This is a genomic window from Pseudomonas sp. KB_12, assembly GCF_052114545.1.
GTDB classification, from domain to species: Bacteria; Pseudomonadota; Gammaproteobacteria; order Pseudomonadales; family Pseudomonadaceae; genus Aquipseudomonas; species Aquipseudomonas brassicacearum.
The window spans coordinates 134,113-154,046 of record NZ_JBFREY010000005.1; the positions used below are offsets into that span (position 1 = coordinate 134,113).

Consider the following 19,934-nt stretch of genomic DNA (forward strand, 5'->3'; position numbering starts at 1 on the left):
GCAGCAAAAATTAGATAGATACATCCACGCGGAAGTAGATCGGCGCTTCGCGCTCGGTCAGTGCATCCGGACGTTCCAGGGAATGGGCGAAGGTGACGCTGGCGCTCAGGTGCTCACCGCGGGCGAACAACTCCAGCGAGTTGCTCGACATGCGCCCGTGCTGATCGCCGTTGTAGCGATTACCGCTAATCACGCCCTGGTCGTAACCGAGGCTGGTGCCGTACTCGGCGAACACCGGGCGCAGCCATTCCACGGTCACCGGGCGGCTCCAACGCAAGTCGTTGCGCCAGTAGCCGCCGCTGTCGCCGGACAATGTCTGGTCCTTGTAGCCGCGAATCGACGACAGGCCGCCCAGGCTCATGCGCTGCGGGCTGAACAGCACGTCTTCGCTGCGCTGGCCGGTCATCAGGCTGCTGAAGCTGAAGGATTCGCCACCCAGTTCAAAGGGTTGCAGGTAGCTGAGGGTGGCGGTGTATTTGCGATAGCGCGCATCCGGCACTCCAGGGCCCGGCTCATGATCGCCCTGGGCATCGAGGGCGCCGATACCTTGTTGCAGGCCCAGATCGAGGTTGACGAAGGCATTGCCGACCCGTCGGCCATGGTTGATGCCGAACTGCGCCTCGCTGATGCGATTGCTGCTCTCGGCGAGCTTGCTGTCTTCGATGAAGTTGTTGGTGCGCAGGTACGCAAGGCCAGTGCTGAGTGAGGTCTTGCTCACCGCGTCGCGATGGACCACACGCTCCAGGCGCACCTGATGGTTCTGACTGTCGCCGCTCTGCTTGAAATTGAAGCCGTTGGCCTGGCCCACGGCGCGGTACTCGCTTTGGCTGTAGGTGTAGCTCAGGTTCCACCAGCCAAACGGCAGGTTGTAATAGAGCATGCCGTTGCGCGAGGTTTTCTGGTGATCGCTGACGGCATGGTGGCCGCCGCGCAAGGCCAATTGGTCAGCCAGGCCCAGGGGACTGTCCCAGTCCAGAGAGGCGCCCCATTGCTGCTCGCCGGTGCTTTTTTGGCCGTCGTTATGCCGTGACAGGCCGGCGCGCCAAGGTTTTTGCGGGGTGTTATTGACCAACACTTCACTGCCGCCGATGTTCTGTCCCGGCGTCAGTTCCATTCGAGCACTGTTGGACGGCAAACGGTTCAGTTGATCGACCATCTGCTCGATCTCACGCAGGTTGAGCAGCTCACCCGGCTTGCCAGGAAAGCTCATTGCCAGTTCCCGCTCGGAGAGGCCGCTGCCTTCGGCACCTTTCAGGCCTTCCAGGCGACCCTCGACGACCAGCACTTGCAGGTGACCGCTGGACAGGTCCTGTTGCGGCAAGTAGGCGCGACTGGTGACCAGGCCCTTTTCCAAGTAGTAATCGGTGATGACCTTGAGCAACTGGTTAAGCTGCGGCACGCCCAGGCATTGGTTGAGGAAGGGCTTGAGCAGGCGCTGGCGCTCGCCCTCGGACAAGGCATCGGCGCCCTTGAGCTCGATGGTCTTGATCGGGAAACAACGGGTATCGACAGGTGCCGTGGGCTGGGCCGGCTTCGCTTCCTTGCCGGGCAGATCCTTGAGCTCTTCAAGGCGTCGGCGCTGCTCTTGGAGCAGGCGATCCTGACGCTCACGGATCAGGTCCGTATCGCCGGGGGTTGGCGCGGCGACAGCAATGTTCATCGCCAGAAAACACAGCGACGCAACGACTAGCCTAGTCCCTAAGGCAAATACGGACATGTTCGATCCCTCGATACAGAAATGACAGCAGGCATGCACAGCAATGCTGCGCACACCAGACCCTGCATATCGCTTTCGGTTCAAGAGAGCGGGAAATTTCCACGCAAAAAAGAGACGCGTCTCACAGGACGCGTCGAAAAACACAACACAAAACGACGGCTCGGATTGCGCAGATGCCTACAAACACTCATCCAGGAAACTCACCACCGTTCCCATGCAAGCCATCCGCTCCTCGACATGGGGCATATGGCTGGAGTGTTCGAACAACGCCCAGCGAATGTCGGGAACATGATCCACATAGGGTTTGACCACCAACGGCGTCGCTTCATCGTATCGGCCTGAAACCAGCAGTGTCGGCACCTTGATCCGAGGCAAGCGATCAGTGATGGACCAGTCCTTCATGCTGCCGATCACATGGAATTCGGTGGGGCCATTCATGGCGTGATAAACAGTAGGATCAGCATCGATCTGGGCGAAGGTACGGGCGACGTCATCGGGCCAGGGCGTGACACGGCAGACATGACGGTCGTAGAAAACCCGAGCGGCCTCCAAATACTCGGTAGACGTCAAGGTTCCAGCCCGCTCGTGCTTGAGCAGTGTTTGCTGCACCTCAATGGGTAGAAGCTGGCGCAAGCGATTGACTTCAAGGAGCCAGGTGGACATGTCCGCCGGGGAGTTGGCGATAATCAACGCGCGCAAGCCCGCCGGCTGGAGCACCGCATGTTCGCTGGCCAACATGCCGCCCCAGGATTGCCCCAACAGTGCATAGTTGTCGCCAATGCCCAGATGATCCAGCAGGTTCTCCAACTCATCGAGAAAGAGCGCCACGTTCCAGAACGAGGGGTCTTTTTCCGGAAGATGGGTGGAACGCCCATTGCCCAGTTGGTCGTAATGAATCACCGGATAGCTACTGTTGGCAATATCCTTGAAGGCATCGACATAATCGTGTGTACAGCCCGGGCCGCCATGCAGGATCAGCAGCGGCGTACGGCCACTGCTGAAATCGCCAGTGATGCGATACCAGGTCTGATACGGACCAAAAGGCGCAAAGCCTTCGTGCGTTACGGGAAAATCCATTTCGTGCCGCTCCCTAGGAATCCTGCGGCACACGATACCGGGGACTGGCCGGCGGAATAACTAGAGGAACAGATAGGTTTTTGCCCGATTTCAGCTATCGAGCAACCGATAATGCACCGCCCTGACCACGGCCTGGACCCGATTCCTGGCACCGAGCTTGTGCATTGCAGACGTCAGGTGGAGGGTGATGGTGGCCAAGGAACGATTCAGTTGCCTGGCGATGTCCGCCGCCGTCAACCCTTCAGCGGCCAATCTCAAGCACTCACGCTCGCGTTTGGTCAGGCGAACCGGGCATGCGCGGGCTTCCTTGCCGAGCAGCGGAAAAGCCGCCTCTTGCAGGGCATGGGAAATCAGGCTGAAGTCGCCCAGGGTTTGCCGGACATCCTGCAAGGTGCTCCCCTTCGTATCGGCGCGCAGCCCGGTCAATGTCGCAAAGCCACCTTTGGGCAAATGCATCGGCACCGTCACGCCACAGGTCATGCGCGAATCCTGCAGGTAGCTCACGACCGGCGCATGACTCTGGCCGATGAACGGCTGCAGCACCGTGTCGGCCTCCGGTCGATAGGACCAGACAAAAGGAGATATGGTATTGATTGCCAGATGCTGGACGGGGTCGATCTGGTAATAACCTTCTTCACACCAGAGCGAGTGCCAATCACGGGGGGTATTGCGCACCTTCAGCACAGTCGGGGTGATCAGTGCCCCATCATGATCCAGCGGCACCGGACTGTAGTCGTACACCAAGGCTTCAAAGCCTAGCGCCTGGACCATCCGCAAGGTGTTGTCCATCTGTTCGTCCAGGCTCCTGCCAGACAAAAGACGGGTATTGAAGTCAGACAGCTTGGCCTGCATCCATTCAGCTCCCTTATTAATTTCAATCCTGAAATCGTGCAAGTAGAATGCCACGCCTGAGCGAGGGAGTGCCAGATCAAACCTATAAGAATTGCTAGCTTATGGGCGCGTAGCTTCCTCGGTAAGGTTTAGCCAACGGGCGCACCTGAGCAGGAGAGCAATGATGTGGCGTGAGATCGAGCCAGACCAGCGGTACGACGTGGAAGTCGATGGTCATCGTCTGGTGGCCTATGGCTTTGGCGACGGCGACGAAGTGCTGTTGTGCCTCAATGGCGGCCCGGGATTGCCTTGCGATTATCTGCGTGACAGCCATGGCTGGCTCAAGGAAAAGGGCTTGCGGGTCATCGCTTTCGATCAGTTGGGTACCGGTGCCTCGGCCAGGCCGACTGATGAATCCCTGTGGGACATCACCCGTTATGTGGCGGAGGTAGAGACCGTCCGCCAAGCCCTCGACCTGGGCAAAGTGCACCTGCTGGGGCACTCCTGGGGTGGCTGGCTGGCGATCGAGTACGCCATTCATCACCCCCAAGCGCTGAAAACCCTGATCCTGGAAAATACCGTCGGCGATATCCCTCACCTGTCCCTGGAGCTCGAGCGTCTGCGGGCTGCCCTGGGTAGTGAGACCGTCGCGATGATGCAGCGCCATGAAGCCTTGGGCACCCTGGATCATCCGCAATACCAGGCGGCCATCACCCTGCTCAACTATCGCCATGTCTGCCGTCTGGACGAGTGGCCAGCGCCGGTGACACGTTCCCTGGGCGACTGGAACATGGGGCCCTACATGACCATGCAGGGCCCCAACGAATTTCTCTATACCGGCAATCTCAAGGACTGGAATCGCATCGAGCAGATGGCCGGCTTCGAAATGCCTGTGCTGATCACCACCGGTCAACATGATGAACTGACGCCCGCCTGTGCTATGCGCATGAAAATGGCGCTCAAGGATGTACAACTGAATGTGTTCCCCAACAGCAGCCACATGCCGTTCTACGAAGAGCCCCACGCCTACTTCCCAGTCCTGCTGGATTTTCTGCACCGCCATCGGAACTAGCCCATGAACCTGGCGCGCTACCGTTTCATACTGTCGCGCCCGCTACAGCTATTGCCGGTGCTGTTTGGCATCAGCATGATCACCTTTGTGCTCGTGCGCTCAATCCCCGGGGACCCCGCCCGGGCCCTGCTGGGCTCGCGCAGCACGCCGGAGGCGCTGATCAGGATTCGCGCCCAGTACGGTCTCGACCAGCCGTTGTGGATGCAGTACTTCTACTTTCTCAAGAACCTGCTCAAAGGCGATCTCGGCCAATCGCTGCTCTACAAAGTCGATGCCTTGAAGCTGATCAGTACCCGCATTGAACCAACCCTGTTCCTGGTGCTCGGCAGCGTACTGCTGGCGCTGCTGATCGCCGTGCCACTGGCAACGGTGGCGGCGCGCAACAAGGGCGGTTGGCAGGATCATCTGATTCGCCTGTTCACCACCGCAGGGCTCGGCATGCCGGCGTTTTGGCTAGGCATCATGTTGATCCTGCTGCTCAGTGTGCAGTTGGGGCTGTTCCCGGTTTCAGGCTATGGACGTACAGGGTGGGACAAACTGCATCACATGGTTTTGCCGTGCCTGACCATTGCCTTGGCACTTTCCGCCGTGCTGGTGCGCAATCTGCGCGCCAGCATGCTCATGGAGCTACAAGCCGATCATGCCACCGCCGCACGGGCCCGGGGCTTGTCCGAGCGGGCGATATTTCGTCGGCATGTGCTGCCCAACTCCCTGGTACCGGCGGTCAACCTGCTGGCAGTAAATATCGGCTGGTTGATCAGCGGCACGGTGGTCATCGAAAGTCTGTTTGCCATTCCCGGCATCGGCCAATTGTTGGTACGCGGCATCTTTACCCGCGACTACATGGTGGTCCAAGGCGTGGCCATGGTGCTGGCCCTCGCCACCGTCACGGTCAATTTCCTCGCCGATGTGCTGACCGTGATGATTGATCCGCGGGTGAACATGCGATGAGCGGCCAGACCCTCAATCCCGCCTGGCGTCTTGCGCTGCGTTTGGGCTTGCGCAACCGTCGCCTGGCCACCGTGCTGGGCCTGGCGATTCTGTTTGGCTGGCTGTTGCTCGCACTCTTCGCACCCTGGGTCGCGCCCTTCGATCCGATTGCCCAGAACACCGATATCCGCCTGCTGGGGCCGAGCCTGGCCCATCCGTTCGGCACGGACAATTTCGGCCGCGACGTTCTTTCCCGAGTGATCTGGGGCGCACGCATCGACTTGCAGATTTCCGTGATCGGAGTGGTCTTCCCGTTCTTGATCGGCACTTGCGTCGGCGCCTTGGCCGGCTATATCGGTGGCCGGTTCGACACGATCTGCATGCGCCTGATCGATATTATTCTGGCCTTCCCCTTCCTGGTGCTGATGTTGGCGATCATGGCCATCCTCGGCCCCGGCCTGGGCAGCTTTTATATTGCGATGGCCCTGGTGGGTTGGGTGTCCTATGCACGGCTGATCCGTTCGCAGATCCTGGTGCTCAAGCAAAGCGATTTCGCCTTGGCGGCGAAAAGCCTGGGCTTCGGTCATGGACGCATTCTGTTTCGGCACCTGTTGCCCAATGCCATGTTCGGTTCGATCGTGTTTTCCATGTCCGACGCGGTGCTGGTACTGCTCAACGGGGCGGCGGTCAGCTACCTCGGCCTGGGGGTTCAGCCACCCACCGCCGAGTGGGGCACGATGGTCGCCGAGGGCCAGAGTTTTATCACCAATGCCTGGTGGATCTGCACCTTCCCGGGACTGGCGATCGTCACCCTGGCCATGGGCTTCAGTCTGCTGGCCGACGGTGTCGCCGAGCAGCTCGGAGAACGCCCATGAGCACACCGGTGTTGCACGTCAAGGACCTCAGCGTGATCGCCGGCCACGGTGAGGGCGAAGTCACGCTGGTGGATCGCGTGTCATTTGACCTGGCCGAAGGTGAAATCCTCGGTCTGGTGGGTGAAAGCGGCTCAGGCAAGACGATGGCCTGCCGGGCCTTGATGCGCTTGCTGCCCTCTTCAAACCTGCGGGTCCAGGGCAAGGCCGTGCGCCTTGCCGGCAAGGACCTGCTGTCGCTGGATGAAGCCGACATGCGGGGCATACGGGGTCGGCGGCTGGGGATGATTTTTCAGAATCCCGGCAGTCATCTTGACCCGTTGACGCGTATCGGCGAACAGATCGGCGAGGGCATACGCCTGCATCAGGGGGCGTCCAAACGTGAAGCACGGGCGAAGGCCATCGATGTATTACGCCAGGTGGGCATTCCCGATCCGCTAACGCGCGTCGACAGTTATCCCCATGAGTTTTCCGGTGGCATGCGTCAACGCGCCATGATCGCCGTGGCCTTGGGTTGCAACCCCCAGGTGCTGATCGCCGATGAGCCGACCACCGCCCTGGATGTCACGGTACAGGCACAGATCCTGCGCCTGCTCCTGGATTTGCGCGACCAGCGTGGGCTGTCGATCATCATGATCACCCACGACCTGGGGGTCGTCGCCCAGACCTGTGATTCCATCGCGGTGATGTACGCCGGTCGGCTCTGCGAGCACGGCAACAAGCTTGACCTGCTGGCTCACCCACGACATCCCTATACGGCGGCCCTGATCGACTGCCAACCGGCGACCAGCGCCGGCCATGCCCTGCTCAAGACCATCGCCGGCCAGCCTCCTCTGCTGGATGCGCTGCCCACCGGTTGCCGCTTCAACCCGCGCTGCCTTCAGCAGGGCAGCCAGTGCACCCGGCTGTTGCCACAGATGCAAGTCGCGACAGAGGCACACCGAGTGGCCTGCCATTACCCGCTGCCGGTGGGAGCCTCGTCATGACCCTGTTGCACGTGAAGGATCTGCAGGTGCGCTTCGCCGCCCCTGGCAGTGGTCCGTTCGGAATCAACAGGCAATGGGTGAAAGCCGTCAACGGTGTGTCGCTGAGTCTGGCCACCGGGGAGGTGCTTGGGTTGGTGGGTGAGTCGGGCAGCGGCAAGAGCACCCTGGGTCGGGCCATCTTGCGCCTCACGGAGGTCAGCGCCGGACAAATCCTGTTCGATGGCGTGGATATGGCTCAAGGCAAGCGGATCGACATCGAGCGGCTGCGCCACGAAACCGCGATGATTTTCCAGGATCCTTATACCGCCCTCAATCCACGAATGAGCATCGGCGACACCCTGGCTGAAGTGCTGCGAGTGCGCAGTGCGATCCCTGCATCACTGATTCGCCAGCGGGTCGATGAATTGCTGACCCTGGTCGGCCTGCGGCCAGAGCTGGCCAACCGCAAACCGGGCTCGTTGAGTGGCGGTCAATGCCAACGTGTGGGGATCGCTCGAGCACTGGCCATTGAGCCACGGTTGATCATCGCCGATGAATGCGTGGCCGCGCTGGACGTTTCCATCCAGGGACAGATCATCAACCTGCTGCTGGAGCTGCGACAGCGCATGAACCTGGCGATTCTGTTCATTGCCCACGACCTGGCGATCGTTCGGCGGCTCTGTGATCGGGTCGCCGTGATGTACCTCGGCGAGATCGTCGAGCAAGGCCCCACGGAGGCCGTGTTCAGCAGCCCGCGGCATCCCTATACCGTCGCGCTGATCCAGTCCATTCCACACATCGACCCGACTCGACCGTTGCTGAGCGCCCCCCTGCCTGGCGAGCCACCCAGCCCCCTGAACCTTCCATCCGGCTGCGTTTTTCACCCGCGCTGCCGGTATGCACAACCCATCTGCGCGAAAGCGCCGCCCCCCATCCATGACATCAATGGACATCGTTATAGCTGTGTGCTCGGAGAGCCATTGCTCTAAAAAACATTCATCAATAGGGAGTTTGACCATGCGATCGAAACATTTGAAGTTGCTGACCGCCGCGACACTGACCATTTGCACGCTGGCGGCCGGTGTCGCCCAGGCGGCAGGCGTGCTGACCATCGGTTGCCGTGAAGAAAGTACGACGTTCGACCCGATCAAAAGCGCGCAGAACCGTGATAACTGGGTGTTCTCCAATGTTTACGACGTATTGGTGCGCGTCGACAACACCGGTACCAAGCTGGTACCGGGGCTGGCCGAAAGCTGGCAGGTTTCCGACGATGGCCTGACTTACACCTTCAAACTACGCTCGGCCAAGTTCTCCGACGGCTCACCGATTACCGCCAGCGATGCAGCGTTCAGTCTGTTGCGCATTCGCGACAACAAAGGGTCGCTGTGGAGCGACTCCTACAAGATTATCGACAAGGCCCAAGCCCCCGACCCGCAGACACTAGTGGTGACGCTCACGAGCCCTTCAGTGCCCTTCCTTGCGCAGCTGGCGTTGCCCAACGTCTCCATCCTGTCGCAAAAGGCCATGGAAAAAATGGGGGAGGAAGCCTATGCACAGGACCCCGTTGCCTCTGGCGCCTTTATCGTCAAGGAGTGGCTACGCGGTGATCGCGTGGTGCTGGAGAAGAATCCCAACTTCTGGCAAGCCGACAAGGTGAGCCTGGATGGCGTGGAATGGATCTCCATCCCGGATGACAATACGCGGATGTTGAAGGTACAAGCCGGGGAACTGGATTCGGCGATCTTCGTGCCTTTCTCGCGCGTCGAAACCCTGAAGAAAGACCCCAACCTGGTCGTACACATGGATCCCTCCACCCGTGAGGATCATCTGCTGATCAACCATGCGCACGGACTGCTGGGCAAGCCTGAAGTACGCCAGGCCCTGGACCTTGCGATCAACAAAAAATCCCTGGTCGATACCGTGACGTTCGGCCATGGCCAGGTGGCTTATTCCTACATTCCTAAAGGCGCGCTTTATCACAATGCCGATAATCTGCAGCGCCCGTACGACCCGGAAAAAGCCAAGAAAATGCTGGCGGATGCAGGCGCGTCAGGCCTGAAGCTCAACTATGTGGTCAATGCGGGCAATGAAGCCGACGAGCAGATCGCCGTGCTGGTCCAGCAACAACTCGCAGCCGTCGGCGTGACAGCCACCTTGCAGAAAGTCGACCCAACCCAGAGTTGGCAAATGCTGATCGACGGCGATTACGATCTGTCCGTGATGTACTGGACCAACGACATCCTCGACCCGGACCAGAAGACCACCTTCGTGCTGGGACATGACACCAACATGAATTACATGACCCGCTACAAGAACGACAAGGTCAAGGATCTGGTCGCGGCCGCGCGGGTAGAAGTGGACCCGACCAAGCGCAAGCAGATGTATACCGACCTTCAGGCGATCGCCAAGCAGGACGTCAACTGGATCGATCTCTACTACAGCCCTTACATCAATATTTCGCGTAAGAACATCGAGCACTTCCAACAAAACCCACTGGGGCGCTTCTCTCTTGAGGAAACGGTGAAGCGCTAGCGAGTAGTGGCTTTTATCCGAGTCGGATAAGGCCAGTGGTAACGCCTTGATCACGAATCGAGGCTTGCCACTTGATGGCCAAGCAACATCGGCCACTCCCCGGTCATCTCGCACAGCAGCGCTGTGACAGCATTGCCCTCAACCGTGCCGTGCTCTTGCAGAAAGCCCGCCACGGCGCTGACAGCCGGCCAATAACGGTGCACCAGGCAACTGCAACGCGCGATCGCCCGGGATTGGGCATCGAGCAGTTTGCGCGGTGGCAGCAGGCTGATCAATTCGTGCCCCCGGTCCAGGTCACCGCGGCCGCTGCCCCTGATCAACCGATCGGACCGGCGGTGCCGGTAGACCGCTTCGGCCACCGGCCCCGCGAAGCAATGGAGCAGGTCACGCTCAATGGCATCGACCATCGAGGGCAGGAATTCAGCGATCCCCGGGGCATCGAAGGCCGGGCGCGCGACCAGGTAGTCAGCTTCCACCAACCCTTCTGCGTATTGCGGGTTGCCGCGCAGGTCGAACAGAGGTCCCGTGCAGGCTTCAGCCTTGGTACGCACGGTGATGCGTTTTATCGGTTGGCCGTTCCACCAAAAGGCCAGGGCATGACCCGCTTCGTGGAAGGCCGTGCTGCGCGGGCATTTGTTCATTATTGGGTCCGTCACGGCAGGCGCCATTCATATCATCTGCCTCGCCGCTTGGCTTCGATAAAAGATTATCCCTATCGACCGTTAACACTGCGCCTATTAGCTATCTGGCAAAGGAGGACTAGCCTGAATTCAGGCTGGTGTAATCCGGCCCGTGAAACCTGACAAAGAGATACGAAGCGTTCAGAAACGTACTGGGCTTGCCGTGGGCCACCGAATTGGTAACTAGACCTCTCGTGTGTTGCCGTGTGGCCGCACACGATCAGTTGAGCGAACTGTGAGCCCTGCGCCCTGTGTCATTTATTTCGCCTGTCGCTATCCAGAGCCCGGCCGGGCTGGATAGCTGGATGAATACGACCAAAGGTAGCTTCTCATGGCAAACGAATCGAAATGCCCGTTCAATCACGCCGCTGGCGGTGGTACGACGAACCGCGACTGGTGGCCGAACCAGCTGAATCTGAAGATCCTGCACCAGCACTCCTCGCTGTCCGATCCCATGGGCGAGGATTTCAACTATGCCCAAGCGTTCAAGCGCCTGGACTTCCAGGCCTTGAAACAGGACCTGAATGCACTGATGACCGACTCGCAAGACTGGTGGCCGGCGGACTTCGGCCACTATGGACCGCTCTTTGTCCGCATGGCCTGGCACAGTGCAGGCACCTACCGCACCGGCGACGGGCGCGGTGGGGCGGGCTCCGGCCAGCAGCGGTTTGCACCGCTCAACAGTTGGCCAGACAACGTCAGCCTCGATAAGGCACGTCGGCTGCTGTGGCCGATCAAGCAGAAGTATGGTCGCAATATCTCCTGGGCTGACCTGATCGTCCTCACCGGCAACGTCGCGCTGGAGTCCATGGGCTTCAAGACCTTCGGTTTTTCCGGAGGCCGCGCCGATGTCTGGGAGCCGGATGAAGACGTCTACTGGGGTTCCGAAAACAAATGGCTGGGGGGCGATGTTCGCTACGCCAAGCCCGACAAAGCCGCCATGCAAGACCCCGGCGAAGGCCAATTGGTGGCCGAGCCTGGCAACGAAGAAAGCCGCACTGACGAGGGGCGCAACCTGGAGAACCCGCTGGCCGCCGTGCAGATGGGGCTGATCTACGTCAACCCGGAAGGTCCCGAGGGCCAGCCGGACCCGGTCGCCGCCGGGGTGGACATCCGCGAAACCTTCGCCCGCATGGCGATGAACGACGAAGAAACCGTGGCATTGATTGCCGGCGGCCACGCCTTCGGCAAGACCCACGGCGCAGGCCCTGCGGACAATGTCGGCGCCGAGCCCGAGGCCGCTGGCCTGGAGCTGCAAGGCCTGGGCTGGAAGAGCACCTTCGGCACCGGCAAGGGCGCCGACACCATCACCAGTGGCCTGGAAGTCACCTGGACCACCACCCCCACCCGCTGGAGCAATAACTACCTGGAGAACCTGTTCGGTTTCGAGTGGGAACTGACCAAGAGCCCGGCAGGCGCGCACCAATGGACGCCGAAAAACGGTGCAGGCGCGGGCATCATCCCCGATGCCCATGACCCGTCCAAACGGCGTAACCCCACGATGCTGACCACCGACCTGGCGCTGCGCTTCGACCCGATCTACGAAAAAATCTCCCGGCGCTTCCTGGCCAACCCCGACCAGTTGTCCGACGCCTTCGCCCGCGCCTGGTTCAAGCTGATCCACCGCGACATGGGCCCGCTCTCACGCTACCTCGGCCCGGAACTGCCCAACGAAGAACTGCTGTGGCAAGACCCCATCCCGGCGGTCGACCATCCGCTGGTCAACGACAGCGACATCGCCGCCCTCAAAGGCAAGCTACTGGCCTCGGGCCTGTCGGTTTCACAGCTTGTGTCTACGGCATGGGCCGCGGCTTCCACCTTCCGTGGCTCCGACAAACGCGGCGGCGCCAACGGTGGCCGCCTGCGCCTGGCCCCGCAGAAAGATTGGCCGGCCAACCAGCCCGAACAACTGGCCAAGGTGCTGGCGACCCTCGAAGGGGTCCGGAATGAGTTCAACGCCGCCCAGTCCGGCGGCAAGAAAATTTCCCTGGCAGACCTGATCGTGCTGGCCGGCAGCGCCGGTATTGAACAAGCCGCGAAAAATGCCGGGCTCAGCGTGACGGTACCGTTCGCGCCGGGACGCATGGACGCGAGTCAGGAGCAGACGGACGTCGAGTCGTTCGGTTTTCTCGAGCCTATCGCCGATGGCTTTCGTAACTACCTCAAGGGCCGGTACCGCGTGTCTGCCGAGGCGTTGCTGATCGACAAGGCCCAACTGCTGACCCTCAGCGCCCCGCAAATGACGGCATTGATCGGCGGTCTGCGGGTGCTGGACACCAACGTCGGCCACACGGCGCACGGTGTCTTTACCCAACGGCCCGGGACGTTGACCAACGACTTTTTCGTCAACCTGCTCGACATGGGCGTGGAGTGGAAAGCCCTTTCCGACACCCAGGAAACCTTCGAGGCTCGCGACCGCAAGACCGGCCAGGTCAAATGGACCGGCACCCGTGTCGATCTGGTCTTCGGCTCCAACGCCCAGCTACGGGCCTTGGCCGAAGTCTATGCCAGCCCGGATGCGCAGGAGCAGTTCGTCAAGGACTTCATCGCGGCGTGGGTCAAGGTGATGAACCTGGATCGGTTTGATCTCAGGTGAACGGCGTACGAGGGCATGAGGTCTGGCAAGGAGGTGACCTCATGAACTTTTCTTCACCCCACGCCCCCGCGTGATTGGGTACAGTCGCCTCGCTCATTCAAGAAACTAAGGTTTTAGCCCGCTCTCCCAGCGGGCTTTTTTTTGCCTGGCTTTCAGGCTGACGAATGTGCGTTACCCGACGCCGGCACGACAACCGCCTGCGCCGCTCGCTGTGGTTTCAACACAGGCTGCTCCAAGGCCTCGCGTCCATAAAACAGCAACGCCATCAGCCAACAACTCAACCAGACAAAAATCCCCGCCCAGAACGTGTGGGACATGTAATGCCAGCCCTGCAGGACCCGCGTCGTGCCATAGACAAAGCCCAGCACCAACGCCCCGTGCATCAAGGCTTTCGAATGACGCCAGCGGTAACGGCGGGCAACGAAATACAGCGCCAGCATCGTAAAGCCGCCGGACGCATGACCGCCGGGCCAGCAGCGACCGTCACCGGCGACTTTCAGCAGGTCGAAATTCTGGAACCATTCCTTGTGCTCGATCTTGCCGGCGTATTGGGTGGTTTCCACCGGACAGTACACGCTGGTGTGACCCTTGAGGTAATGGATCACCCCGGTGCTGAGGGAAAAGGCGAAGACCACGTAGAGAAAGTCGCGCCGATGCTTGTGGGCAAAACGCAACGGCGTGGCCAAGCGGGCTTTCTCCAACAGGCGAAGCAATCCCGGGCGCTTATGTGGCTTGAAGATCGGCCAGACAAACGACAGCAGCGCCCCGATGATCGCCGCCTCGCCGGTCCAGTTCGGAATGATCCTGGCCCACTTATGGGTGATTTTCTCGAACAGCCGCACGTGCTCCAACGGAAAGACCTGGTGCAACGGGTCGTAGAATAAATTGCTGAAAGCGATGTCGATGCGGGTCAAGTCGAACAGCAAGAACACCACCACGGCGCAGACCAGGGGAATTCCAAGATTGAGCCCGTAGAAACGGGCGCGAGCAGACGTCAGCATGGGCGGTCCTAATCGTGGGAAAGGTTACTGAAAGCCACCGAGCGCCAGTCAGGGGCTTCGATAAAACCGAGCAACTGCGGTGTTTGTGGCTGGGCGGTGGAGACGAACAGCGAAGCGCCGTAGCCAAACGTCGAGGTGGGCCGGTGGAGCTCGGTTTCCAATGCCTGCATGCATTCGCTGTGGGTGACCAGGATCAGGTTGCGCCCGGCGACTTTGTGGGCCAGGGCATTGCGCAGAAGGTCGTGGCGGCAATTGATCAGCCAGTCGTCGCCAGCACTCACCTTGTTGAACATGTAGCCCGCCGTCTGGGCCGCACGGACCAGGGGGCTGTTGTAGAGGTCGGTGTTATCCAGGCCCAGTTGCTCGAACCGCGCCCCCAGGCCCACCGCAACGGCACGGGCCCGGTCAGTGATGCCTTCGCGATCATTCAGGCACGCAGCCTTGGCGTGGTCGCAGCGCTCGACATGACGCACCAGCACGATCATCTCACCCTTGGCCCAGCCATCGGCCAAGGCCCGGGCGCCGGCGACGTTGCCGTGGGCCAGGTCCGGTATCGCCGCCGGGCTGAGCAGCCAGAGGGTCAACGGAATGACCAGCAGCGCCGAGGCCAGCACGACCACAGCGTTTTGGTAGCGGGCAAAGCGCCGCGTATTGATCGAGCGCCTCAGGCCGAAAAGGCTCAGTTTCAGTTCCACATCAAGCCGCCCCGACGGCATCACCCAGTCATTCAATGGCGCGACAGTAGAGAGGCCGACGTAGGCAGGCGGTGAAACAGATGTGAAAAAAAGCTTGGGATGGGAGCAAAGCTTGCTCCCACAGATACCGGAAAAAAACTTACAGATCTTGCCCCCCCGGCCGATACAGCCCTGTTACATGCTCTTGCTGGCTCTTAACAACAACAATCTTCCAGCGTACCGACGATCAAGCAGCACAACGTTCCTGGAGGAATTTGATGAACAGCTGGTTTGGCAACATTAGCGTCAACATGAAATTGGGCCTGGGCTTCGGCCTGGTGCTGGTACTGACCTGCCTGCTGGCCCTGACCAGTTGGACCAGCCTGGGCGGGCTGATCGACCGCAGCAACTGGATGAGCGACATCACCCAGCTCAACGCCAGCCTGACCAAGCTTCGGGTCACGCGCCTGCAATACATGCTGACCAACGGTGACGAGACCGCCGCCCAAAACGTGCAGACCACGCTCGATAGTTTCGTGACACAACAGAACGCCCTGCTCAGCAGCTTCAAGAGCCCGGAAAACGTCAAGTTGCTCAAGGAGCAGAGCGCAGTCATCAGCGCCTACCAGGTGTCCCTGAACAAAATGCGCGGCGCCTACCGCACGGGTAACACCGCCCGCGATGCCATGGGCGCTAACGCCGAGATCGCCTACAAGCTGATCGAGACCCTGGATTCGGACGTGCGGAAAATGGGCGCCGGCGACGAGCGTTTCGCCCAGTTCCAGGCCATCACCCAGGCCAAGCAGGACTTCATGCTGGCCCGCTATGAAGTACGCGGCTACACCACCAACAGCAACGCCGACACCGAACGCAAGGCCGTCACCCAGCTGGACGCCGCCATCGCGTCGCTCAAGCCGCTGAACGAGCATTTCTCCAGCACCCGCCAGGATGAACTGCGCCAACTGGAAAACGCCCTGGCCCAATACCGCAGCGCCGTGCAGGCCTTCAAGCTGGCCACCGCCGACGCGGTACAGGCACGCAAGGAAATGACCGACCAGGGCGCGTCAATCGTGACGCTGAGCGAACAGCTGTACCAGATCCAACTCGACCGCCGCGACGCCGAAAGTGCCGAGGCCCGCACCCTGCAACTGATCAGCACCCTGCTGGCGTTGCTGGTCGGCGTCATTGCCGCCGTCATCATCACGCGCCAGATCACCGGCCCGCTGCGCGATACCCTGGCCGTGGTCGAGCGCATTGCCGGTGGCGACCTGTCGCACACGGTCAACGTCACTCGCCGCGATGAACTCGGCGTGCTGCAACAAGGCATCGCGCGCATGGGCGTGACCCTGCGCGACCTGATCAGCGGCATCCGCGATGGCGTGACCCAGATCGCCAGCGCCGCCGAAGAACTGTCCGCCGTGACCGAGCAGACCAGCGCCGGGGTCAACAGCCAGAAAGTCGAGACCGATCAGGTCGCGACCGCCATGCACGAAATGACCGCGACGGTGCAGGAAGTGGCCCGCAACGCCGAAGAAGCCTCCCAGGCCGCGGCCGCCGCCGACGGCGAAGCCCGCGCCGGTGACAAGGTAGTCAGCGAAGCCATCGCCCAGATCGAGCGCCTGGCCAGCGAAGTGGCGCGCTCCACCGACGCCATGACCGTGCTGCAACAGGAAAGCGACAAGATCGGCAGCGTCATGGACGTGATCAAGGCCGTGGCCGAGCAGACCAACCTGCTGGCGCTCAACGCGGCGATCGAAGCGGCACGCGCCGGTGAAGCCGGGCGTGGTTTCGCCGTGGTGGCCGACGAGGTCCGTGGCCTGGCCCAGCGCACGCAGAAATCCACCGAAGAAATCGAAGGCCTGGTGGCCGGCCTGCAGAACGGCACGCAACAAGTAGCGGCCGTGATGAACAACAGCCGCAGCCTCACCGACAGCAGCGTGGCCCTGACCCGCAAGGCCGGCGCGTCACTGGGGAACATCACCCGCACGGTGTCGAACATCCAGTCGATGAACCAGCAGATCGCCGCTGCCGCCGAGCAACAAAGCGCCGTGGCCGAGGAGATCAGCCGCAGCATCATCAACGTGCGCGACGTGTCCGAACAGACCGCCGCCGCCAGCGAAGAAACCGCTGCCTCCAGCGTCGAACTGGCGCGGTTGGGGAATCAGTTGCAGATGATGGTCAGCCACTTCCGCGTCTAACGCCCTACGCACTGTGGGAGCGAGCTTGCTCGCGAAGGCGGTGGTTCAGTCAACTTCAATGCTGACTGATCCGACGCCATCGCGAGCCAGCTCGCTCCCACAGGGTTTGCATCAGCGCAGCCCCACGAATCGCTCTTTCGTACACATCTCCCGCTCACGTCCTACCGTCTTTTTTTGCGTACTGCTGTACGGTTTTCTCCTGACAAGAACATTCCGTTCGAACAGGAGAGGCACCTACATGGACGCAGACAACGGCTCTCTGTTGCACAAGCTCGTTGCCCCGCCAATGGACGAGGGCATTGCCAAAACCGATTTCAAGACCGCCCTGCAACGAATGGGGCTGACATCGGTATTCGACATCCTGCACCTGGGCAAGACGCAGTTCGCCCAGGCGCTCGCCAGGCACTGCGATGCAGATGCCGGGCAGGCCTACGACAATGCGTCGAGCCACGCCCGGCAGATCAGCCGCTTGTACCTGGAGCATCAACTCAGCTCCAGCGACACCAAGCCCCGTGTGCGACGCAGCCTGGACTCAGACTCGACATCCGGGCCGATCAGCTATCAAGCACTGTTCCAGGAAAACCGGGATCAGTTTTGCAAGGACGGTGACATCGCCGCGATCGACTCGCCCGTGGCCTACCTGCGTGCGCTGTACCTGTTTGCCAGGCAGTTGGAAAACAGCTCCACCCACCCCCGCAAGATCCCCCTGGAGAAACGTCGACCGGACCTCGACACGCTGATGCTCGACCCACACAGTGCCTTGGTTGCGCGCCCGACGCTCAACATCGTCAACGACACGTTGTGCAGCCATATCGAGGCCAGTCTCGATGACGGCACAACCGTCCATCAGGCCTTGGCCGACGCACACTATCCCTTTTCACTGCCCTATGATCTTCACCACCATCAATGCCTGCTTGGCTTGGGCGCAGGTAAACCCGCCCTGGGTGAAGTCAATTATCGGATCAGCCTGAAACTGCCGTTTTGCCAGGACGGCTCAACGTATGGACACGTTTCGCAATCGCCTGTCGAAGCGCAAAAATTGCTTTCAGGACTCAGTCCGGCTCAGCAGGCACTCTTGCTCGCACCGCTCGCTTCGGGTTCCGATTTCGAGGCCTTGAAAAAAGCCTACGGCACTCAAGATGTCGGGCGCCTGGGTGATTTCACATTTTTCAAGGAGCGCACCGGGCTGTCGACGGAACAGGTTGAGCAACTACTGGGGCATGGCAGATACAGGCCTCGCTCCTCGACCCATATCCCGCCCTCGACTCGTAACCGCCAGAGTCCTGCTTACATCAATGGTCCCGACACTTCTTCCCCCGCCCTGGTGCTTGAAACCCAAACGACCCGGCAAGGATTCAGTCACAAGTCCTACGAGCGCTTCGACCGCATGCAGCGAATGGTCCGATTGCAGCAATGGACCGGCATTCCCTTTGCCGAACTGGATACGTTGCTCATCAATAGCATGCACTCGGAAGGCAACACCCTGATGACGCTCAGCGCCAATACCTTGCGCGCGCTTGGGGTCTATCAGTACATGAAGCGGCGCCGTGGCATCACACCAGAAGAGTTTGCCTCGCTCATGAGCGACATGCCGACCTGTGCTAGCGCAGAGCGTGTTTCGTTGTACGACCAGGTATTCAATCGCAGCGGTCTTCTTCAAAGCCCTGCGTGGGGGAAGCAGGCGACAGGCCTTGATACCGCAGACTTCAAGACACTCAGTTACCTCGGTGCTGGCCTGGGGCTTGCCCTCACAGAGGACGCGCTGTTGCTGCTTGTGAAACAGACTAAAAAGTACCTGCCGCTGAAAAACGATTTGCCGACGATCTCTTCGCTCTACCGCCAGGCCCGTATCGCCCGGATGTTTGGCCTGTCGCCTCTTGAGTGCACGGAGCTGGCTCGGCTACTGGGAGGCGATACGTTCTGTCGGGCATTGGTGACGGGGGCACTGGACACCACGCACCCCGACATTCTCGACGTATTGATGGCAATGGATTGGGCGGTGGACTGGCTCAAGCAAAACCATCTCGATGTGCTGCAGTGGTGTCGCCTGTTCGAATCTATCGGACCCGATTTGCCGTTGAATCAGAAACTGGAAGAGCGATTGGCCGTACTGCGAGAGCACGCCCAGTCCACCAGCGACTATCAACGCCTGGTAGGAACACTGCTGCACGATTCGGCTGACGTGTCCGCCGAATACCTTCCCAGCGTGATGAAAATGGCCGGCACGAATGCCACAGACATGGTCGAGGCCATCATCGCCACTGTCGACAAAACTCCGCCATTGCTGGCACACGTGCTTCGCACCGCGCAAGCCTGCCAGAAATTGCATCTGAGCAGCAGCACGCTACAGGTGTTGATGGACCATCCCACGTGGTTAGCCTCGAACAGTTCAGGAACGCTTACACCTCAAACGCTGTATTTGCTCGAACGGTTCAATCATTGCGCGCGCCATCAGGCGCAGTCAGAAGAAAACCTGTTGCATTACTTGCAGCTCGCCAACCAAGACCTACCGCAACATTCAGCAGAGACAGTCAACGGCCTGCTGGCCCACCTGCTGGGCTGGAGCACCGAGCAAGTGGGCTGCCTGACAGCGCTGCTGACGCCCAAACGCGCCACCACGATGCAAGCCGTGGATTGGGTCATGCGTTGCCAGGCGTGTTGCTTGAGCACGGGCCTGTCGGCAAGCCAACTGCTCATGGCCGCCACACTCAATAACGACAGCCTGACGCAGGACTGGAAAATCGTTGGTGAAGGACTGATCGCTGCGTGCCATTGAGGCGAACATTTTT

Annotated in this window: 15 protein-coding genes and 1 pseudogene; 10 read left to right on the forward strand and 6 right to left on the reverse strand. The window is 60.6% G+C overall.

Going from position 1 to position 19,934, the window contains the following annotated elements:
* Window positions 1-10 precede the first annotated feature (10 nt).
* The 3 genes from AB4Z20_RS04610 to AB4Z20_RS04620 form a co-directional block, all read right to left on the reverse strand.
* Window positions 11-1,717, reverse strand: coding sequence for a ShlB/FhaC/HecB family hemolysin secretion/activation protein (locus AB4Z20_RS04610; protein WP_442089406.1), 1,707 nt, complete (start codon window positions 1,715-1,717; stop codon window positions 11-13).
* A 177-nt stretch (window positions 1,718-1,894) separates the two neighbouring features.
* Window positions 1,895-2,794: a proline iminopeptidase-family hydrolase gene (locus AB4Z20_RS04615; protein ID WP_442089407.1), complete on the reverse strand. Its 900-nt coding sequence runs from the start codon at window positions 2,792-2,794 to the stop codon at window positions 1,895-1,897.
* Between the two features lie 90 nt (window positions 2,795-2,884).
* Window positions 2,885-3,646: a LuxR family transcriptional regulator gene (locus AB4Z20_RS04620; RefSeq protein ID WP_442089408.1), complete on the reverse strand. Its 762-nt coding sequence runs from the start codon at window positions 3,644-3,646 to the stop codon at window positions 2,885-2,887.
* 163 nt (window positions 3,647-3,809) lie between these two features.
* Between AB4Z20_RS04620 and AB4Z20_RS04625 the strand changes: the two genes are divergently transcribed.
* From AB4Z20_RS04625 to AB4Z20_RS04650, 6 genes are read left to right on the forward strand one after another with little or no spacing between them, the layout of a single operon-like run.
* Window positions 3,810-4,697 carry a proline iminopeptidase-family hydrolase gene (locus AB4Z20_RS04625; RefSeq protein WP_018613010.1) on the forward strand — a complete coding sequence of 296 codons (888 nt, stop codon included), beginning with the start codon at window positions 3,810-3,812 and terminating at the stop codon, window positions 4,695-4,697.
* Between the two features lie 3 nt (window positions 4,698-4,700).
* Window positions 4,701-5,648, forward strand: a complete 948-nt coding sequence (locus AB4Z20_RS04630; RefSeq protein ID WP_003197591.1) for an ABC transporter permease — start codon at window positions 4,701-4,703, stop codon at window positions 5,646-5,648.
* On the forward strand, window positions 5,645-6,502 hold the full coding sequence (locus AB4Z20_RS04635; RefSeq protein ID WP_442089409.1) for an ABC transporter permease: 858 nt from the start codon (window positions 5,645-5,647) through the stop codon (window positions 6,500-6,502). The genes AB4Z20_RS04630 and AB4Z20_RS04635 overlap by 4 nt, the downstream gene beginning before the upstream one ends.
* Window positions 6,499-7,485, forward strand: coding sequence for an ABC transporter ATP-binding protein (locus tag AB4Z20_RS04640; protein ID WP_442089410.1), 987 nt, complete (start codon window positions 6,499-6,501; stop codon window positions 7,483-7,485). The genes AB4Z20_RS04635 and AB4Z20_RS04640 overlap by 4 nt, the downstream gene beginning before the upstream one ends.
* On the forward strand, window positions 7,482-8,453 hold the full coding sequence (locus tag AB4Z20_RS04645) for an ABC transporter ATP-binding protein (protein ID WP_442089411.1): 972 nt from the start codon (window positions 7,482-7,484) through the stop codon (window positions 8,451-8,453). The genes AB4Z20_RS04640 and AB4Z20_RS04645 overlap by 4 nt, the downstream gene beginning before the upstream one ends.
* A gap of 28 nt (window positions 8,454-8,481) precedes the next feature.
* Complete coding sequence (locus AB4Z20_RS04650) at window positions 8,482-9,996, forward strand: ABC transporter substrate-binding protein (RefSeq protein ID WP_442089412.1); 1,515 nt, start codon at window positions 8,482-8,484, stop codon at window positions 9,994-9,996.
* Window positions 9,997-10,046: 50 nt separating this feature from the next.
* Here AB4Z20_RS04650 and AB4Z20_RS04655 read toward each other — a convergent pair whose 3' ends face one another.
* Complete coding sequence (locus tag AB4Z20_RS04655; RefSeq protein ID WP_442089413.1) at window positions 10,047-10,637, reverse strand: hypothetical protein; 591 nt, start codon at window positions 10,635-10,637, stop codon at window positions 10,047-10,049.
* Window positions 10,638-11,007: 370 nt separating this feature from the next.
* Between AB4Z20_RS04655 and katG the strand changes: the two genes are divergently transcribed.
* Window positions 11,008-13,272 (forward strand): catalase/peroxidase HPI, encoded by a 2,265-nt coding sequence (katG, locus tag AB4Z20_RS04660; protein WP_442089414.1) that lies wholly within the window; start codon window positions 11,008-11,010, stop codon window positions 13,270-13,272.
* Window positions 13,273-13,424: 152 nt separating this feature from the next.
* Here the strand turns inward: katG and AB4Z20_RS04665 are convergent, their stop codons facing one another.
* A complete protein-coding gene (locus AB4Z20_RS04665; RefSeq protein ID WP_442089415.1) occupies window positions 13,425-14,273 on the reverse strand; it encodes a phosphatase PAP2 family protein in 849 nt (282 codons plus the stop codon).
* An 8-nt stretch (window positions 14,274-14,281) separates the two neighbouring features.
* The gene (locus tag AB4Z20_RS04670) at window positions 14,282-14,989 is read right to left on the reverse strand and encodes a histidine phosphatase family protein (protein ID WP_442089416.1); all 708 of its coding nucleotides are present in this window, start codon (window positions 14,987-14,989) and stop codon (window positions 14,282-14,284) included.
* A gap of 371 nt (window positions 14,990-15,360) precedes the next feature.
* On the opposite strand from AB4Z20_RS04670, the pseudogene AB4Z20_RS04675 reads away from it, so the two are divergent.
* The 3 genes and pseudogenes from AB4Z20_RS04675 to AB4Z20_RS04685 form a co-directional block, all read left to right on the forward strand.
* Window positions 15,361-16,239: pseudogene (locus AB4Z20_RS04675) on the forward strand (methyl-accepting chemotaxis protein); the annotation flags it as partial.
* A gap of 201 nt (window positions 16,240-16,440) precedes the next feature.
* Complete coding sequence (locus AB4Z20_RS04680) at window positions 16,441-17,145, forward strand: methyl-accepting chemotaxis protein (RefSeq protein ID WP_442089431.1); 705 nt, start codon at window positions 16,441-16,443, stop codon at window positions 17,143-17,145.
* A 25-nt stretch (window positions 17,146-17,170) separates the two neighbouring features.
* On the forward strand, window positions 17,171-19,921 hold the full coding sequence (locus AB4Z20_RS04685) for a Tc toxin subunit A (protein WP_442089417.1): 2,751 nt from the start codon (window positions 17,171-17,173) through the stop codon (window positions 19,919-19,921).
* Window positions 19,922-19,934 lie beyond the last annotated feature (13 nt).

What these genes read in the sequence shown, in the direction of transcription:
- AB4Z20_RS04610 (WP_442089406.1), bottom strand. Translation starts at nt 1,717, where the DNA reads ATGTCCGTATTTGCCTTAGGGACTAGGCTAGTCGTTGCGTCGCTGTGT.
- AB4Z20_RS04615 (WP_442089407.1), bottom strand. Translation starts at nt 2,794, where the DNA reads ATGGATTTTCCCGTAACGCACGAAGGCTTTGCGCCTTTTGGTCCGTAT.
- AB4Z20_RS04620 (WP_442089408.1), bottom strand. Translation starts at nt 3,646, where the DNA reads ATGCAGGCCAAGCTGTCTGACTTCAATACCCGTCTTTTGTCTGGCAGG.
- AB4Z20_RS04625 (WP_018613010.1), top strand. Translation starts at nt 3,810, where the DNA reads ATGTGGCGTGAGATCGAGCCAGACCAGCGGTACGACGTGGAAGTCGAT.
- AB4Z20_RS04630 (WP_003197591.1), top strand. Translation starts at nt 4,701, where the DNA reads ATGAACCTGGCGCGCTACCGTTTCATACTGTCGCGCCCGCTACAGCTA.
- AB4Z20_RS04635 (WP_442089409.1), top strand. Translation starts at nt 5,645, where the DNA reads ATGAGCGGCCAGACCCTCAATCCCGCCTGGCGTCTTGCGCTGCGTTTG.
- AB4Z20_RS04640 (WP_442089410.1), top strand. Translation starts at nt 6,499, where the DNA reads ATGAGCACACCGGTGTTGCACGTCAAGGACCTCAGCGTGATCGCCGGC.
- AB4Z20_RS04645 (WP_442089411.1), top strand. Translation starts at nt 7,482, where the DNA reads ATGACCCTGTTGCACGTGAAGGATCTGCAGGTGCGCTTCGCCGCCCCT.
- AB4Z20_RS04650 (WP_442089412.1), top strand. Translation starts at nt 8,482, where the DNA reads ATGCGATCGAAACATTTGAAGTTGCTGACCGCCGCGACACTGACCATT.
- AB4Z20_RS04655 (WP_442089413.1), bottom strand. Translation starts at nt 10,637, where the DNA reads ATGAACAAATGCCCGCGCAGCACGGCCTTCCACGAAGCGGGTCATGCC.
- katG (WP_442089414.1), top strand. Translation starts at nt 11,008, where the DNA reads ATGGCAAACGAATCGAAATGCCCGTTCAATCACGCCGCTGGCGGTGGT.
- AB4Z20_RS04665 (WP_442089415.1), bottom strand. Translation starts at nt 14,273, where the DNA reads ATGCTGACGTCTGCTCGCGCCCGTTTCTACGGGCTCAATCTTGGAATT.
- AB4Z20_RS04670 (WP_442089416.1), bottom strand. Translation starts at nt 14,989, where the DNA reads ATGCCGTCGGGGCGGCTTGATGTGGAACTGAAACTGAGCCTTTTCGGC.
- AB4Z20_RS04680 (WP_442089431.1), top strand. Translation starts at nt 16,441, where the DNA reads ATGACCGCGACGGTGCAGGAAGTGGCCCGCAACGCCGAAGAAGCCTCC.